The organism is Streptomyces sp. NPDC031426 (assembly GCF_055581585.1).
Genome location: NZ_JBVIJE010000003.1, coordinates 413,525 through 429,640 on the forward strand (window position 1 = coordinate 413,525; position 16,116 = coordinate 429,640).

Consider the following 16,116-nt stretch of genomic DNA (forward strand, 5'->3'; position numbering starts at 1 on the left):
CTCACAGCACCTTGGCCCGGATCAGCGCGGACAGCGTGAGGGTGCCCGGCAGCAGCGGCACCCAGTCGGTCAGCACCCGGTAGCCGATGACCGTCGCCGTGGCCACCGGCGGCCCGGCGCCGAACGTGACCAGCGTCCACACCAGCGCCGCGTCGACCGCGAACCCGCCCGGCGCCGGAACCGCCCCCACGGCCGTGCCCGCCGCGAGATAGGCGAGCACCACATGCGCCCAGGGCAGCCCCAGCCCGAGCGCGGCACCGACACAGGACAGGGTGGACCCCTGCACCAGCGGCATCGCCACCGCCCCGCCCCACAGCGCGACCACGCGGCAGGGCCTCGTGTGCACCTCCCGGGCGTCGGCGAGGGCGGAGCGCAGCAGTCCGGTCACCGGTCGCCGCAACGGCCGTACGACCGTCAGCAGCACCCCCGCCACCGCGACGGCCCCGCCCACGACGGCGGCGACCGGAACCACCAGCCGTCCGTCCGGCACCAGATCCCCGAGCCGCCGCCAGGCCGGTGAGGTGGCGAGGAACACCAGCAGCACCAGGGTCTTCGCGCTCGACTTGGCCAGCGAGTACAGCCCGATCGACGCGGTGGCCCGGGCCGGCGTCACCCCTTGGCCCCGCAGAAAGCGCAGTGTGACGGCATGGGCGCCGAGCCCGGCCGGCAGCGCGTGGTTGGCGGCACCGGCGGCGAACTGCGAGGCCAGCAGCAGCCCCGGGGGCACCCGGTCGGGCAGCGCGCCCTGCCGGACGCACGTGGCCGCCACACAGTTCAGGCAGGTGAAACCGGCCCCGGCCAGCAGCCACCCCGGGTCGGCCGCGAGCAGCCGCCGGACCCCCTCGTACATCACGGGCCGGTTGGCGACGGCCCAGCCGGCGGCGAGCAGCAGGGGAGCCAGGCACAGGACCAGCCGGATGTGCCGGGCCGCGAGGGGGGACACGGACCGGGGAGCGGATTCGGAACCGGTGTCGGGCGGGGCACCGGGGCCGACGGGGAGCGGATCCGCCGTCCGGGGACACGGCGGGGAGGGGAGCGAAGGGGACGGAGACAGTGAGGACACGGGGACGTCGTCCTTCCGCAGCGGGTCCCTGCGGGGACCTGGGGGAGGCGGGTCGGGCGATACCGCGGGGAGCCTTCCCCTCCCGCGTGACACGGGGATGTCCGAAAACCGAAGGCGCGAGGGCGGGACGGTGCCGCGGGGCGGGTGCGCGCAAGCCGCCGTTCACCGCCGACCAGGTAGCCTTCCCTTGGGGCGCGCTGTGCATGCGGCGGCCCGGAACGCAAGGACAGCGACAGGGGAGGATCCCGCGGTGCACGTCCAGGAATGGCTCGACACGGTGCCCGCGGCCGCCGTCTACGCAGTGGTGGCCCTGGTGATCGGTGTGGAGAGCCTGGGCATCCCGCTTCCCGGAGAGATCATCCTGGTCTCGGCGGCGCTGATGTCCTCCCAGCACTCGGGCATCAATCCGCTCGTCCTCGGCGCGTGCGCGACCGCGGGTGCCGTGATCGGCGACTCCATCGGCTACGCGATCGGCCGCAAGGGCGGCCGCCCGCTGCTGGCCTGGCTGGGCGACAAGTTCCCGAGACACTTCAGCGAGGGCCATGTGGCCACCGCCGAGCGGTCGTTCGAGAAGTGGGGCATGTGGGCCGTCTTCTTCGGCCGCTTCGTCGCCCTCCTGCGCATCTTCGCCGGCCCGCTCGCGGGCGTCCTCCAGATGCCGTACTGGAAGTTCCTGATCGCCAACGTCCTCGGCGGCATCTGCTGGGCGGGCGGCACCACGGCCGCCGTCTACTACGTCGGCGTGGTGGCCGAGGGCTGGCTGAAGAAGTTCTCCTACGTGGGCCTGGCGGCGGCGGTCCTGCTCGGTCTCGCCACCATGCTGATCATCAAGCGCAAGGCGAAGAAGGCCCAGGAGCAGGCGGACCGAGAAGCAGAACCTGTAAGCGCCGGGGAGTAGGACGCCCCCACAGGGGCGCGGGGAACTGCGGGATCAACCGCAACGCACCCGCACCCGCCGACGCGCCTACTCATGCACCCCACGATGCGCCTTGGCCAGCTCCGCATACATCGTGCCGTTGAGCGTGACCCCCTGCCGCTCCTCCTCCGACAACGGCCGCTTGACCTTCGCCGGCACCCCGGCCACCAGCGACCCGGGCGGCACGACCATTCCTTGCGGGACCAATGCCTGAGCCGCGACGAGCGACCCCGCCCCGATCACCGCCCCGTTCAGGACAGTCGCCCCCATCCCGACCAGGCAGTCGTCCTCCACGGTCGCCCCATGAACGACGGCGTTGTGCCCGATGGACACCCGCTCGCCCACGCTCACCGGAAACCCGGGATCCGCGTGCAGCGTGACGTTGTCCTGCACATTCGCCTGCGCACCCACGGTGATCGTCTCGACATCCCCGCGCACCACAGCCCCGTACCAGACACTGGCCCCCGCGTGCAGGGTGACATCACCGATCACGGAAGCCGTCGGCGCCACGAACGCCTCCGGATCGACCCGCGGCTCCTTGCCTCCGATGCCCACGATCAGCGCCTGCTGTGTCATCACCGTCTCCTCGCATTCGTAAGTACCCCGCACGCTACGACACGGCGTGGGGCAAAGATCACAGCAGCCCGCTCTCTCGCCGAAGGCAACCGCTGAGTAACGTAAGCCCGTGCCGAAGCCCAAGAACACGTTCTCGTCCTGGCGCCGCGGCCTCGCCCAACGCGCGGTACACGCGGCCTGGGCCTGGGCCCAACGCACCGGCTCCGTCTCCGCCGAGCATCCCGGCCGCCTGAAGTTCGGCGCGATCGGCGAAGCCACCCGGCTCGCCTTCCCGCTCGGCACGGTCTTCGGCGAGCCCTGGATCCACCTCGGCTCGCACTGCATCATCGGCGAACAGGTCACGCTGACGGCCGGCCTGATGCCGGACCTGGACCTCGGCCCGGACCCGATCCTGCGCATCGGCGACGGCGTGGTGCTCGGCCGCGGCAGCCATGTCATCGCCGACACGACGGTCACCATCGGCAGCGACTGCTACTTCGGCCCGTACGTCTACGTCACCTCCACCAACCACTCCTACGACGACCCGCACCAGCCCATCGGCAGGCAGTGGCCGCGCATGCAGCCGGTGGACATCGGCCCGGGCTGCTGGATCGGCACCGGTGCGGTGATCCTGCCGGGCGCGCGCATAGGCCGGAACGTGGTCGTCGCGGCCGGCGCCGTGGTCCGCGGCACGGTGCCCGATCACGCCGTCGTGGCGGGGGCGCCCGCCCGGGTCGTCCGGCGCTGGACGGCCGAGCAGGGCTGGCAGCCGCCGCTCAGGACGCCGGCCCCGGTGCCGATCCCGGACGGCATGACACCACAGCAGCTGCGGGCACTGGCCGAACTGGACGAGGACGGGGTGGCCCGCCTCGCGGAACTGGAAACCGAAAGCTGACTCGGCTGGGGTTGGATTCCGCGGGTGGGTTCGGCTGGTATCGGAGCCTGCAGGTCGGTTCGGCCGGGGCCGGGGGTCCGCGGGTCGGTTCGGCCGGGACGGGCGCCCGTGGGTCGGTTCGGCCGGGGCCGGAGTCCGCGGGTCAGGCGCGGGGTCCGCGGGGCGGTTCGGTCGGGACCGGAGTGCGCGGGTCGGCTGGGTCGGGGCCGGGGTCCGCGGGTCGGCTGGGTCGGGGCCGGGGGTCCGCGGGGCGGTTCGGTCGGGATGGGTGCCCGCGGGTCGGCTCGGTGGTGGTGGATTCCGCGGGTGGGTTCGGCCGGGGCCGGAAGCCGCAGGTGGGTTCGGTCGGGACCGGGGCCCGCAGGTCGGCTCCGCCAGGACCAGAGCGCCCAGGCTGACCCTTTCGGAGCTGGAAACCGAAGGTCGGTCCAGCCGGAGCCGGGACCTGCGGGCTCGCTCAGCCGGTCGCCAGCAGCAGGGTGCCGAGCAGCGCCAGGCCCGCGCCCGCTGCCTGGATCGCCCGCAGCCGCTCGCTGAGGAAGCCGCGCGCGGCCAGCGCGGTCACCACCGGGTACAGCGAGGCGAGGACGGCCGCCACGGTGACCGGGCCGTGCTGGGCGGCGACGGCGTAGGTGCCGTTGGCGGCCACGTCGGCGAGCCCGACGAAGGCCAGCGCGGGCAGCGAGGCCCACGGGAAGCCGCCCTCGGGCACCGCCCAGCCGCCCCGCCGTACGGAGACGGCGAGCGCGGCCCCACCGACCGCGACGTTCGTCAGCCGCTGGACGAACAGGGACAGGAACAGGCCGCTGACGGTGGTCGAGGCCTCCGTGATCAGGGCGAAGACCGTGCCGAAGCCCAGCGCCGCGATCAGTGTGAGCAGGATCGTCCGCCGCTGGACGGGCGCGCCGCGCAACTGCGGGCCGCCCGCGAGGACGACCCCGGTGACGGCGACCGCGATGCCCGCGACCTGGAGCAGACCGGGCCGCTCGCCGAGGACGAGGCCCACCCCGACCGGCACGGCCACGCTCAGTGTCGCGAGCGGGGAGACGACCCCCATGGGGCCGAGCGCGAGGGCCTTGTAGAAGGAGAGCAGGGCGATCGGTCCGACCAGCCCCGCGGCGAACGCGAACCACAGGCGGGGCCCGGCCTCGCTCCAGCCACCGGTCGCGAGGACGATCGCGCCGAGGACCGTCGCCGCGACGGCCTGCGAGACGACGACGACCGTCAGCGCGGGCGTGCGCCGGGTCAGCAGTCCACCGCCGAAGTCGGCCAGTCCCCACAGCAGACTGGTGGTGAGGGCGAAGAATGCTGTCACGGCCGGCCTCGCAGTACAGTGTGGTGAACAATCAGGTACACCACACCGTAGTCCAGTCAAGTGAACTCTGCCATGCCGTATATTGAACCCTCATCGATGGACGTGATGTGTCGGACCTCGACCTGCTGACCCAGTCCCTGGCGCGCAACGTCAAGCGCTGGCGCACCGAGCGCGGCTTCACCCTGGACGCGCTCGCGGCCCGCGCGGGCGTCAGCCGCGGCATGCTCATCCAGATCGAGCAGGCCCGGACCAACCCCAGCATCGGCACCGTCGTCAAGATCGGCGACGCGCTCGGCATCAGCATCACCACCCTGCTCGACTACGAACAGGGCCCCACCGTCCGCATCGTCCCCGCCGAGCAGGCCGTACGGCTGTGGCACACGGACGCCGGCAGCTACAACCGCCTCCTCGCCGGCACGGAGGCGCCCGGTCCACTGGAGATGTGGGACTGGCGGCTGATGCCCGGCGAGCAGAGCCCCTCCGAGCCGCACCCCGTGGGCACGGTGGAACTCGTCCATGTCACCGCGGGCGAACTGACCCTCACCGTGGACGGCGTCAAGCACCTGGTGCCGACCGGCGCGAGCGCCACGTTCGAGGCGAGCACCTCGCACACCTACGGCAACGAGGGCGACGTACCGATGGAGATGGTGATGGCCGTCTCCGTGCCGCCCGTGCGCTGAACCGCACCGCGGCGGCCTGTTAGCGTGCGGCCATGCGCGCGCCCATCGGAGACTTCGACACCGCCACCCCCGTCCCGGACTGCCTCGAGGAGCTGACCGCCCCGGTCGCCGACGCCGTACGCGAATGGCGGGGCGTGATCCCCGCCGACCGCGTCCTCTACGTCGAGACGGACCCGCGCTGGGCCGACACCGCCGTCTTCGTGGAGCACTACGGCCGCGAGCTGCTGGAGCGGTCGGCGAACTGTGTGGTGGTCGCCGGCAAGCGGGGCGGCGAGACCACTCTCGCCGCGTGCCTGGTGCTCTCCACCACGCGGGTCGACGTCAACGGCGTGGTCCGCCGCCAACTCGGCGCGCGCAAGGCCTCGTTCGCCTCGATGGAGACGGCGACCGGCGAGACGGGCATGGAGTACGGCGGCATCACCCCGGTCGGACTGCCCGCCGGCTGGCCCCTGCTGATCGACTCCGCCGTCGTGGACCTCCCCTACGTCCTCGTCGGCAGCGGACGCCGGCGCGGCAAGCTGCTGGTGCCCGGCAAGGCCCTCGCGGAACTGCCGGGCGCCGTGGTGCTGGAGGGCCTCGGGGTCGCCTGAGGCGGCTGTCCCGCGCATGACCCGGCCCGGGTTGGGATTCAGTAGGCGGTGGCGGTGCCGAGGTACTGCTCGGCGAAGGCCGCCGCCGCGGCCGGTGAGGTGAACAGGCGGCGCAGCCGGGCCAGTGTGGTGCCGGCGCGGAACGGGTCGCCGGACGCGACACCGTGATAGATGTCCGACAGCCACTGCGAGAACTCCTGGTAGTCCCACACCCGGCGCAGACAGGCCGTCGAGTAGCCGTCCAGGCCGCTGCCGTCGCCCTTCGTGACGCAGGCCGCGAGCGCGTCGCCGAGCAGGAAGGCGTCGTGCAGGGCGAGGTTCATGCCCTTCGCGGCGATGGGCGCGACCAGGTGACCGGCGTCGCCGGCCAGGAAAAGCCGCCCGTGGGCCAGGGGTTCGACGACATAGTGGTGCATGTCCAGGACGCGTTTCTCGATCAGCCGGCCCTCGGCGAGCGGGGGCGCTCCGGCCGCGCCGAGCCGCTCGCGCAGCTCGGTCCAGACCCTGTCGTGCGGCCAGTTGTCCGGGTCGTCGCCGGGCGGGCACTGGAGGTAGAACCGGGTCAGCTCCGGGCTGCGGGGCATCTGGCCGGCGAAACCGCGCGGATGGACGCCGAACAGGACGCAGTCCGTCGACGGCGGGACCTCCGCGAGCAGCGCCAGCCAGCCGATGCCGTCGTCCTGCCGTGCGATGCGCCGGCGCTCGACGGGTATCGCGTCCCGGGTCACCCCGCGCGCCCCGTCGCAGCCCGCGACGAAGTCGCAGCGCAGCAGCCGCCGTTCACCCGTGTCCGGGCACCGGTAGGACACCGCGGGCCGGTCGGAGTCCAGGTCGTACAGCGTGACGTCGCGCACGCCGAAGCGGATGTCGCCGCCCCGTACGTCGGCGTACTCCCGCACCAGGTCCGTCACCAGCAACGGCTGCGGGTAGACGTAGTGACGGCTGCCGGTCAGGTCGGCGTAGGGGAGGCGGTACCGCTCGCCGTCGAAGCGGAACTCGCAGGCGCTGTGCGACTCGGCCCGCTCCGGGAGCCGTGCGGACAGTCCGCGCCGGCCCAGTTCGCGCACCGCCCACTCCTCGATGACACCGGCCCTGGGCCGGGTCTCGATGAACTGCCTGCTCTCGGTCTCCAGGACGACACAGTCGACGGAGGCGGCCCGCAGGATGCCGGCGACGGTGAGCCCAGCAGGCCCGGCGCCCACGACGACGACGGTACGGCGTTCCTCGGGCGCGGAGCCGAGGTGGGGGGAAGGCGAGATCATCCCCGCATTATGACGGTGTCCCGTCAGCCGGATCCGGCCGACGGGACACCAGGGGGGAGCGAGGTCAGTGCGCGGGGGCGTCGGTGACGACGACCTCTTCGATGTCGCGCTCGATCTGCTCGGGCTTGGAGGCGGTCGCCTTGGCCCAGTAGTAGATGACGAGCGAGAACACCGCGACGACCAGGATGTCCCACCACAGCGGCAGGTCACCATTACCGCCGAAGGTGCTCAGGTAGGAGATCACGCCGATGCCCACCAGGTAGGGCGGCAGCCACTGCGCGGCCTTGAAGTCCAGGCGCGGCGCGTTGGGCAGGTTCTTGCGGATCGCGTACCAGGCGTAGGAGCCGAGCAGCACGTAGCCGATCAGGATCGCGCAGCCCAGGCGCCACAGGGTGTCCCAGCCGGACCAGAAGATGATCAGGTTGGCGACCACGAAGGACAGCGGCGAGATGATGTTGCCGAAGGGCAGCTTGTACGGACGCTCGTGGTTCGGCAGTCGGTCGGAGAAGACGCCGTAGGCCAGCGGGGCGCCCGCGTACATCAGCACGCTCGCCGAGGTGATGAAGCCGACCAGCGTCTGCCAGCTCGGGAACGGCGCGAAGCAGATCACACCGGTCACGAACGACATCGCCAGGCCGAACCACGGCACACCGCGCGAGTCCGTCTTGGCGAACACCTTCGGAGCGTAGCCGTTCTTGGCCAGACCGTAGGAGATGCGGGAGGTGGCGGTGGTGTAGATCAGGCCCGTGCCGCCGGGGGAGATGATCGCGTCGGCGTACAGGACCCAGGCCAGCCAGCCCAGGCCGACCAGCGAGGCGAGACCCGCCCAGGGGCCGCTGATGCCGGCGTAGGCCAGGTTGGCCCAGCCCTTCGCGAAGGAGGCGTGCGGCAGGGCGGCGATGAACACGACCTGGAGCAGGACGTAGATCGTGGCGCCGATCGCGACCGAACCGAGCGTCGCGCGCGGCAGGTCACGCTTCGGGTTGCGGCTCTCGCCGGCCAGCTGGATCGCCTGCTCGAAGCCGAGCAGCGCGAAGATGATGCCGCTGGAGCTGATCGCGGTGAGGACGCCCTTGGCGCCGAACGGGGCGAAGCCCTCGGAGGTGAAGTTGGCCGGGTGGAAGTTGCCGATGGCGATGATGAAGATCGCCGCGAGCGGGACCGCGATCTTCCACCAGGTGGCGGCGCTGTTCGTGTGCGCCAGCACGCGGACGCCAAGGAAGTTGACCGCGACGAACACGGCCATGAGGAGCACTGCGACGACGATGCCGCTGGTGGTGAGCGTGCCGTTCACGTTCTGCAGTCCGTCGGCGAAGTGCCAGTGCTTGGCGTAGCCGATCATGGCCTCGACCTCGATCGGGGCCACCGTCGCGGCCTGCAGCCAGGAGAACCAGCCGAAGGACATACCCGCCAGACCGCCGAAGGCGTAGTGCGGGTAACGGGCGGTACCGCCCGCAACCGGGAACATTCCGCCGAGCTCGGCGTGCACGAGGGCGAGCAGCACGATCGCCACGGCACCGATCACCCACGAGATGATCGCCGCGGGGCCAGCCGCCGTGACCGCCTTCTCGGCACCGAAGAGCCAGCCGGAGCCGATGATGGAACCCACCGAAGCCCACATCAGGCCGATGAGTCCCACATCGCGGCGCAGGCCGCCGCCGGTGTCGCTTGTGGCTACCGGCGTAGCAGCCTGGTCGACTTTCGCCATGTCTAGTGGCCTCTCAGATCTATACGCAGCGTTAACGAGCAAGGAGGCCACAGGCTAGGGATGTTTTCCGAGTCAGCAAAAGAGTGTTAACCAAATTTTGACCTGGGATCTTCGGTGTCTTGGGCGCACACTCGGTCACTGACTTGTCACAGGTCAGATGCCCAGTAGGAATGTCAATATTCAGCGACCAATTGTGAGTAGAAGGAGAGATTCGTTAGCCCAGACGGGGAATTTCGATGGCCGGACACCGGTCCATGACCATGTCGAGGCCTGCCATCCGTGTGCGCTCGTAGGCGGCCTCGTCCACGACACCGAGCTGGAACCACACCGCCCGCGCGCCCTTGGTCACCGCCTCGTCGGCCACCGCGCCGGCCAGGTCGCCGTTGACGAAGACGTCGACCACGTCGACCTCGAAGGGGATGTCCGCGAGGGAGGCGTAGCCCTGCTCACCGTGCACGGTCTCGGCCTTGGGGTGCACCGGCACGATCCGCTTGCCGTACCGCTGCAGGACCTGCGCCACGCCGTACGCGGCCCGGCCCCGGTTGCCGGACAGACCGACCACCGCCCAGGTGTCGCCCAGCTCGGTCAGGATCCTGCGGATCGTCGCTTCGTCGCCGTACACGGCCGCCTCCTCGGGGCTGCGGGAAACTGTTCCCCTGGGCAACAGCACCCCGGCGGGTCCGGATTCCCGGCCCGACCCCTCGCCACCATGTCCGGAATGGACACAAGATGCCTGCGTACGACCGTCCGCCCGCCTACGCTCAGCCCGTGCTGCGCATCCTCGACGCCCGAACTGGTGAGCCCGTCCCCGCCGCGCCCGCCCGTCGCGGCCTGACCCGCATCGAGGCCCACGCCTCCGGCCCCGACCCGACCTCCCTGCGGGTGCTGCTCACCGCCGACCTCCTCGTCCGCGCCCTGGAACTGGGCGGCACACCGGTCTGGGCGACCCTCGCCGCACCCCGCGGCCCCGCCGGCCTCCACAGCGCCGCGACCACCCTGGCCATCCGCCCCTTCGAGGACGCCCACGACGCCACGCCGGGCCTCGGGGAGGCCCAGACGATCCACGTGACGACCGAAATCCCGGACACCTCCGGCGGGGGACCGGTGGCGTGGGTGGCGCCGGTGGAGTGGACGGGGGAGCCGGTGGGCGGCCCAGGGGCGGATCCCGCCGCGGGGCACGTCCCCGAGCCCGCTGCACACCCCGCGCTCCCGGACCTCCTTTGCGGTCTCTCCGACCCCGCTGCCCTTCGGCTCGCGCTCCTCCGCGTGCCGCGTGGCGAGCCGGTCCGGCTGGGCCTCGCCGTGCTGGAGGAGGCCGCCGGGCGGCTGGACCGGTGGCGGCGGGCAGTGGCGGGGTGGGCGCGGCAGCCCTCGCGGCCCGTGCCCGACGAGGTGCGGGCGCGGCTGCGCTCCGCGTGGGAGGACGACCTCGACCTGCCCGGAGTGCTGGAGGTGCTGCGGGACGTGGAGAGCGCCCCGGACCTGCCCGACGGGGCCCGGTTCGAGACCTACGTCTACGCCGACCGGCTGCTGGCCCTCGACCTCGCCCGCGACCTCGGGAGCCCGGCGTGATCACGCGGGCGGGCAGGGGCTCGCTGCGCCGGCTGGTGGTCCTGCGGCACGCGAAGTCCGCCTGGCCCGAGGGCGTCGAGGACCACCGCCGGCCGCTCGCGCGGCGCGGGCTGCGCGACGCCCCGGCCGCCGGACGCGCCCTCGCCGAGGCCGACTGCCTGCCCGACCTCGCCCTGTGCTCCCCGGCCGTGCGCGCCCGCCGCACCTGGGAGCTGGCCTCCGCCGAGTGGGGCACTCCGCCGCCGGTGCGCTACGACCGGCGGTTGTACGCGGCCGGCGTACCGGAACTCCTGGAGGTGGTCCACGAGGCGCCGTCGGAGGTCGAGACGCTCCTGCTGGTCGGGCACAACCCCGGTCTCGAGGAGCTCGTCCTGGCGCTGGCGCGGGACGGTCTGGAGGACACGCTGGAGCGGGTGCGGACGAAGTTCCCCACGTCCGCCATCGCCGTCCTGTCCTGGCACGGCACCGGCTGGCCCGCCCTCGGCCCCGGCACCGCCCTTCTGACCTCGCTGATCGTGGCACGCGGGAAGAAGAAGTAGGCCCACGCGCGCGTGCGCGTGCCCACGCCGCGACCACCGGCTGCGCGCGCGTACCCGACCGTCGTCCGTGCCCCCACCGCCGGCGTGCGCCCGTCGCCGCCCACTCCCTGTCAGCACATAGGCTTGCGGGATGCAGGACGAGTACCGCACAGTCGCCCGCGCGGGCGTGCACGAGATCGAGATCAACCGCTCCCGCTTCCTGTGCGCCCTCGCCCCGGCCGCCACCGAGCAGGAGGCGCAGGACTTCATCGCCTCCGTGCGCAAGGAGCACGCCGACGCGACCCACAACTGCTGGGCGTACGTCATCGGCGCCGACGCCTCCGTGCAGAAGGCCAGCGACGACGGCGAACCGGGCGGCACCGCCGGTGTTCCCATGCTCCAGATGCTGCTGCGCCGTGAGATGCGCTACGTCGTCGCGGTCGTCACCCGCTACTACGGGGGCGTCAAGCTCGGCGCCGGCGGACTCATCCGGGCCTACGGCGGCGCCGTCGGGGAGGCCCTCGACACCCTCGGCACGATCACCCGGCGCCGCTTCCGGCTGGCCACGGTGACTGTAGACCACCAGCGCGCCGGCAAGGTCCAGAACGACCTGCGCGCCACCGGACGCGAGGTGCGGGACGTCCGCTACGCCGAGGCGGTCACCATCGAGATCGGCCTGCCGGACGCGGACGTGGACGCCTTCCGCGCCTGGCTCGCCGATGCGACGGCGGGCACGGCAGGGTTCGAACTGGGCGGCGAGGCCTACGGAGATGCTTGACACTCCGCCCTGATCGGGCAAATACGGCCATAGTTGACCGGCTGTGTCGGGTCGATACGGGAGTAACCGCCCGTGATGTCAGACCCGGCCGTTAGTCTCGGGGATCATGAGACTCCTGCACACGTCCGACTGGCATCTCGGCCGGGCCTTCCACCGGGTGAACATGCTCGGGGCCCAGGCCGAGTTCATCGGTCACCTCGTCACCACCGTGCGCGAGCGCGAGGTGGACGCGGTGGTCGTGTCGGGCGATGTGTACGACCGCGCGGTGCCCCCACTCGCCGCGGTCGAGCTGTTCGACGACGCCCTGCACCGCCTCGCCGACCTCGGCGTGCCCACGGTGATGATCTCCGGCAACCACGACTCCGCCCGCCGCCTCGGCGTCGGCGCCGGGCTCATCGACCGCGCCGGCATCCACCTGCGCACCGAACCGTCGGCCGCCGGCATCCCCGTGGTGCTCACCGACGCCCACGGCGACGTCGCCTTCTACGGTCTGCCCTACCTCGAACCGGCCCTGGTGAAGGACGAGTTCGCCGTGGACAAGGCCGGACACGAGGCCGTGCTCGGCGCCGCCATGGACCGCGTCCGCGCCGACCTCGCCGGCCGCGGGCCGGGCACCCGCTCGGTCGTCCTGGCCCACGCCTTCGTCACCGGCGGCGAGGCCAGCGACAGCGAGCGGGACATCACCGTCGGCGGGGTCGCCGCCGTACCGGCGGGGGTCTTCGACGGTGTCGACTATGTGGCGCTCGGCCATCTGCACGGCTGCCAGACCCTCACCGAGCGCGTGCGCTACTCCGGCTCCCCGCTCGCCTACTCGTTCTCCGAGGCCGACCACCGCAAGAGCATGTGGCTGATCGACCTCGGCCCCGACGGCTCCGTCTCCGCCGAGCGCGTCGACTGCCCGGTGCCGCGCCCGCTGGCCCGCATCAGGGGCACGCTGGACGACCTCCTCGCCGACCCGGCACTGGCCCGCCACGAGGACGCCTGGGTCGAGGCCACCCTCACCGACCCGGTCCGCCCCGCCGAACCCATGGCCCGGCTCACCGAGCGCTTCCCGCACACCCTCAGCCTCGTCTTCGCCCCCGAGCGCGGCCCGGACGACCCCCAGGTGTCCTACGCCCGGCGTCTCGCGGGCCGCAGCGACCAGCAGATCGCCCAGGACTTCGTCGCCCATGTGCGCGGCGCCGGGCCCGACGAACGGGAGGCGGCCGTGCTGCGCGAGGCCTTCGACGCCATGCGCGCCGACGCCGCCGTACGGGAGGTGGCCCGGTGAGGCTGCACCGGCTCGACATCACCGCCTTCGGGCCCTTCGGCGGCTCCCAGAGCATCGACTTCGACGCCCTGTCCGCCGCCGGACTCTTCCTGCTGCACGGCCCCACCGGCGCCGGCAAGACCTCCGTCCTGGACGCCGTCTGCTACGCCCTGTACGGCTCCGTCCCCGGCGCCCGGCAGAGCGGCCAGGGCATGCACCTGCGCAGCGACCACGCCGAGCCGCGCACCCGCACCGAGGTCCGCCTCGACCTCACCGTCGCCGGCCGCCGCCTGGAGATCACCCGGCAGCCGCCCTGGGAGCGGCCCAAACTGCGCGGCGCCGGCACGACCGTCGACAAGGCCCAGACCTGGCTGCGCGAGTACGACGCCGCGGCCGGCGCCTGGAAGGACCGCAGCCGCTCCCACCAGGAGATCGGCGAGGAGATCACCCAGCTGCTCGGCATGAGCCGCGAGCAGTTCTGCCAGGTCGTGCTGCTGCCCCAGGGCGACTTCGCCCGTTTCCTGCGTGCCGACGCCGAGGCCCGCGGCCGGCTGCTGGGCCGCCTCTTCGACACCCAGCGCTTCGCCGACGTCGAGAAGCGCCTCGCCGAGCGCCGCCGCGCCACCGAGGCACGCGTGCGGGAAGGCGACGCGGCGCTGCTCGCCGACGCCCACCGCATGCAGCAGGAGGCCGGCGACGCCATGGAGCTGCCCGAGCTGGCCCCCGGCGACCCGGGCCTGGCCGACGCCGTCCTCGGCGCCGCCGCGGTCGCCCGGGCCACCGCCCGCGAACGCCTCACCGTCGCCCATTGCCGGCTCGCCGCCGCCGAGTCGGCCCACGCCGAGACCCGACGCGACCTGGACGAGGTACGCGAACTCGCCCGGCTGCAGAGCCGGTTGGCCGAGGCCCGGCAGCGCGCCGAGCGGCTCCAGGAGCGGGCGGGCGCCCATCACGAGGCACAGCGGCGCATGGAGCGGTCCCGCAAGGCGGAGGCGGTCGCGCCCGCGCTGGAGCTGCGCGAGGCCGTCGAGGAGGAGCACCGCAGGACGGCCGCGGCCGAGGCACGCACGCGTGGCATGCTCCCCGAGTCCTACGCCGACGCGGGCGCGGCCGGACTCGCCGCCGCCGCCCGCCGGGCCGCCGAGGAGCTGGGCGGTCTGGACGCGGCCCGGCGGGCCGAGCAGCGGCTCGCCGAACTGGCCGAGGAGCGGTCCGGGCTCGACCGCCAGGAGCGCGCGGACGAGGACGTGCTCCGCGAGGCCGAGGCCTGGCTCGACGGCTGGGACGCCACCCGCGCGGCGCTGCAGTCCCGCGTCGACTCCGCCCAGGAGGCCGCCACCCGCGCCGAACAGCTCGCCGTCCAGCGGGAACCGATGCGCGGGCGCCTAGAGGCGGCCCGCACCCGGGACCAGCTGGCCGCCGACCTGGAGGGGGCCCGGCTGCAGGCGGCCGCCTCGGGGCAGCGCGCCCTCGACGCCCGAGCCCACTGGCTGGACCTCAAGGAACAGCGCCTGCACGGCATCGCCGCCGAACTGGCCGCCCACCTCACCGACGGCGAGCCCTGCGCGGTCTGCGGAGCCACCGAACACCCGGCGCCGGCCCGCAAGGTCGCCGGACACGTCGACCGGGAGACCGAGGACCGGGCCCTGGCCGACTGCCGGCGCGCCGAGGAGCAGCACGCCGAGGACGAACGGCGGCTCGGCGTCGTCCGCGAAGCCCTGGCCGCCGCCACCGCCGAGGCCGGAGACACGCCCACCGCCCAACTCGAAGAAGCCAACGCGCAGTTGGAGCACGAGTACGCCCGCGCCCGGCGCGACGCCTCCGCGCTGCACGCCGCCCACGAGGAGCTGCGCCGCGCCGAGCACGAGCGCGAACAGCGCCTCGCGGACCGCCAGCAGGCCGCCGTACGGGCCGCCTCCCGGCTCACCCGGCGCGAGTCCCTGGAGCGCGAACAGGCGCAACTGGAAGAGGTGTTGACCAAGGCGCGCGGCAACTCCGGCAGTGTGGCCGCACGTGCCGCGCAACTGGAGCGGCAGACGGCGCTGCTGACCGACGCCGCTGACGCCGTGCGCGCCGCCGAGGACGCCGCCCAGCGACTGAAGGACGCCGACGCCCGCCTCGCCGACGCCGCCTACCGGGCCGGCTTCGACACCCCGCGGGCCGCGGCCGGCGCTCTCCTGGACGCCGCGGCCCACCGCGAACTGCAGCACCGCCTGGACGCCTGGCAGGCCGAGGAGGCCGCCGTACGCGCGGTACTGGCGGAGGCCGACACCGCGGCCGCCGCCCAGCGCCCGCCCGCCGACCCGGCCACGGCCGAGCGCGCGGCCGCGACGGCCGAACACCGGCTGCGCGAGGCGGCGTCCGCACGCGACGCGGCGGCCCGCTGCTGCGCCGAGCTGGACCGCCTCTCCGCGCGCACCGCCGAGGCCGTACGACGGCTCGCCCCGCTCCGCGAGGAATACGACCGGGTCGCCCGCCTCGCCGCCCTCACCGCGGGCACCTCCGCCGACAACGAACGCAAGATGCGCCTGGAGTCGTATGTGCTCGCGGCCCGCCTGGAGCAGGTCGCCGCCGCCGCGACCGCCCGGCTGCAGCGCATGTCGTCGGGCCGCTACACCCTCGTCCACTCCGACGACCGCACCGGACGCGGCCGCAGCGGGCTCGGGCTGCATGTGGTCGACGCCTGGACGGGACGCGAACGCGACACCGCCACCCTGTCCGGCGGCGAGACCTTCTTCGCCTCCCTCGCCCTCGCCCTCGGCCTCGCGGACGTCGTCACCGACGAGGCCGGCGGCGTCCGCCTCGACACGTTGTTCATCGACGAGGGCTTCGGCAGCCTCGACGACCAGACCCTCGACGAGGTCCTGGACGTCCTGGACTCCCTGCGCGAACGCGACCGCAGCGTGGGCATCGTCAGCCACGTGCCCGACCTGCGCCGCCGCATCCACGCCCAGCTGGAGGTCGTCAAGGGCAGATCGGGGTCGGCGCTGCGGCAGCGGGGGGTCTGACCAGGTA

General features: G+C 73.2%; 15 protein-coding genes. 9 read left to right on the forward strand and 6 right to left on the reverse strand.

Features of this window, described 5'->3' with window-relative positions:
* Position 1 precedes the first annotated feature (1 nt).
* A complete protein-coding gene (locus ACZ5NH_RS07380; protein ID WP_468773368.1) occupies positions 2 to 1,063 on the reverse strand; it encodes a lysylphosphatidylglycerol synthase transmembrane domain-containing protein in 1,062 nt (353 codons plus the stop codon).
* 250 nt (positions 1,064 to 1,313) lie between these two features.
* Between ACZ5NH_RS07380 and ACZ5NH_RS07385 the strand changes: the two genes are divergently transcribed.
* Positions 1,314 to 1,961 carry a DedA family protein gene (locus ACZ5NH_RS07385; protein WP_468773369.1) on the forward strand — a complete coding sequence of 216 codons (648 nt, stop codon included), beginning with the start codon at positions 1,314 to 1,316 and terminating at the stop codon, positions 1,959 to 1,961.
* 66 nt (positions 1,962 to 2,027) lie between these two features.
* On the opposite strand, the gene ACZ5NH_RS07390 is transcribed toward ACZ5NH_RS07385, so the two are convergent.
* Positions 2,028 to 2,555, reverse strand: a complete 528-nt coding sequence (locus ACZ5NH_RS07390) for a gamma carbonic anhydrase family protein (protein ID WP_451555388.1) — start codon at positions 2,553 to 2,555, stop codon at positions 2,028 to 2,030.
* A gap of 109 nt (positions 2,556 to 2,664) precedes the next feature.
* Between ACZ5NH_RS07390 and ACZ5NH_RS07395 the strand changes: the two genes are divergently transcribed.
* Positions 2,665 to 3,429, forward strand: coding sequence for an acyltransferase (locus ACZ5NH_RS07395; RefSeq protein ID WP_468773370.1), 765 nt, complete (start codon positions 2,665 to 2,667; stop codon positions 3,427 to 3,429).
* 457 nt (positions 3,430 to 3,886) lie between these two features.
* Here the strand turns inward: ACZ5NH_RS07395 and ACZ5NH_RS07400 are convergent, their stop codons facing one another.
* Positions 3,887 to 4,744, reverse strand: a complete 858-nt coding sequence (locus tag ACZ5NH_RS07400) for an EamA family transporter (RefSeq protein WP_468773371.1) — start codon at positions 4,742 to 4,744, stop codon at positions 3,887 to 3,889.
* 107 nt (positions 4,745 to 4,851) lie between these two features.
* On the opposite strand from ACZ5NH_RS07400, the gene ACZ5NH_RS07405 reads away from it, so the two are divergent.
* Complete coding sequence (locus tag ACZ5NH_RS07405; RefSeq protein WP_351807939.1) at positions 4,852 to 5,424, forward strand: XRE family transcriptional regulator; 573 nt, start codon at positions 4,852 to 4,854, stop codon at positions 5,422 to 5,424.
* A gap of 32 nt (positions 5,425 to 5,456) precedes the next feature.
* On the forward strand, positions 5,457 to 6,014 hold the full coding sequence (locus ACZ5NH_RS07410) for a YbaK/EbsC family protein (RefSeq protein ID WP_388632594.1): 558 nt from the start codon (positions 5,457 to 5,459) through the stop codon (positions 6,012 to 6,014).
* 38 nt (positions 6,015 to 6,052) lie between these two features.
* On the opposite strand, the gene ACZ5NH_RS07415 is transcribed toward ACZ5NH_RS07410, so the two are convergent.
* The 3 genes from ACZ5NH_RS07415 to ACZ5NH_RS07425 all read right to left on the reverse strand — a co-directional run bounded on the left by ACZ5NH_RS07415 (position 6,053) and on the right by ACZ5NH_RS07425 (position 9,606).
* Complete coding sequence (locus ACZ5NH_RS07415) at positions 6,053 to 7,276, reverse strand: 4-hydroxybenzoate 3-monooxygenase (protein ID WP_468773372.1); 1,224 nt, start codon at positions 7,274 to 7,276, stop codon at positions 6,053 to 6,055.
* 64 nt (positions 7,277 to 7,340) lie between these two features.
* The gene (locus tag ACZ5NH_RS07420) at positions 7,341 to 8,984 is read right to left on the reverse strand and encodes an APC family permease (RefSeq protein WP_468773373.1); all 1,644 of its coding nucleotides are present in this window, start codon (positions 8,982 to 8,984) and stop codon (positions 7,341 to 7,343) included.
* 214 nt (positions 8,985 to 9,198) lie between these two features.
* Positions 9,199 to 9,606: a CoA-binding protein gene (locus ACZ5NH_RS07425; protein ID WP_451555393.1), complete on the reverse strand. Its 408-nt coding sequence runs from the start codon at positions 9,604 to 9,606 to the stop codon at positions 9,199 to 9,201.
* 107 nt (positions 9,607 to 9,713) lie between these two features.
* Between ACZ5NH_RS07425 and ACZ5NH_RS07430 the strand changes: the two genes are divergently transcribed.
* The 5 genes from ACZ5NH_RS07430 to ACZ5NH_RS07450 all read left to right on the forward strand — a co-directional run bounded on the left by ACZ5NH_RS07430 (position 9,714) and on the right by ACZ5NH_RS07450 (position 16,109).
* Positions 9,714 to 10,556, forward strand: a complete 843-nt coding sequence (locus tag ACZ5NH_RS07430; protein WP_468773374.1) for a hypothetical protein — start codon at positions 9,714 to 9,716, stop codon at positions 10,554 to 10,556.
* Positions 10,553 to 11,095 carry a SixA phosphatase family protein gene (locus ACZ5NH_RS07435; RefSeq protein ID WP_468773375.1) on the forward strand — a complete coding sequence of 181 codons (543 nt, stop codon included), beginning with the start codon at positions 10,553 to 10,555 and terminating at the stop codon, positions 11,093 to 11,095. The genes ACZ5NH_RS07430 and ACZ5NH_RS07435 overlap by 4 nt, the downstream gene beginning before the upstream one ends.
* Before the next feature lie 130 nt (positions 11,096 to 11,225).
* Positions 11,226 to 11,852: a YigZ family protein gene (locus ACZ5NH_RS07440; protein WP_451555396.1), complete on the forward strand. Its 627-nt coding sequence runs from the start codon at positions 11,226 to 11,228 to the stop codon at positions 11,850 to 11,852.
* Positions 11,853 to 11,958: 106 nt separating this feature from the next.
* Positions 11,959 to 13,122: an exonuclease SbcCD subunit D gene (locus ACZ5NH_RS07445; protein WP_468773376.1), complete on the forward strand. Its 1,164-nt coding sequence runs from the start codon at positions 11,959 to 11,961 to the stop codon at positions 13,120 to 13,122.
* Positions 13,119 to 16,109, forward strand: a complete 2,991-nt coding sequence (locus ACZ5NH_RS07450) for an AAA family ATPase (protein ID WP_468773377.1) — start codon at positions 13,119 to 13,121, stop codon at positions 16,107 to 16,109. Before ACZ5NH_RS07445 ends, ACZ5NH_RS07450 begins: the two co-directional genes overlap by 4 nt.
* Positions 16,110 to 16,116 lie beyond the last annotated feature (7 nt).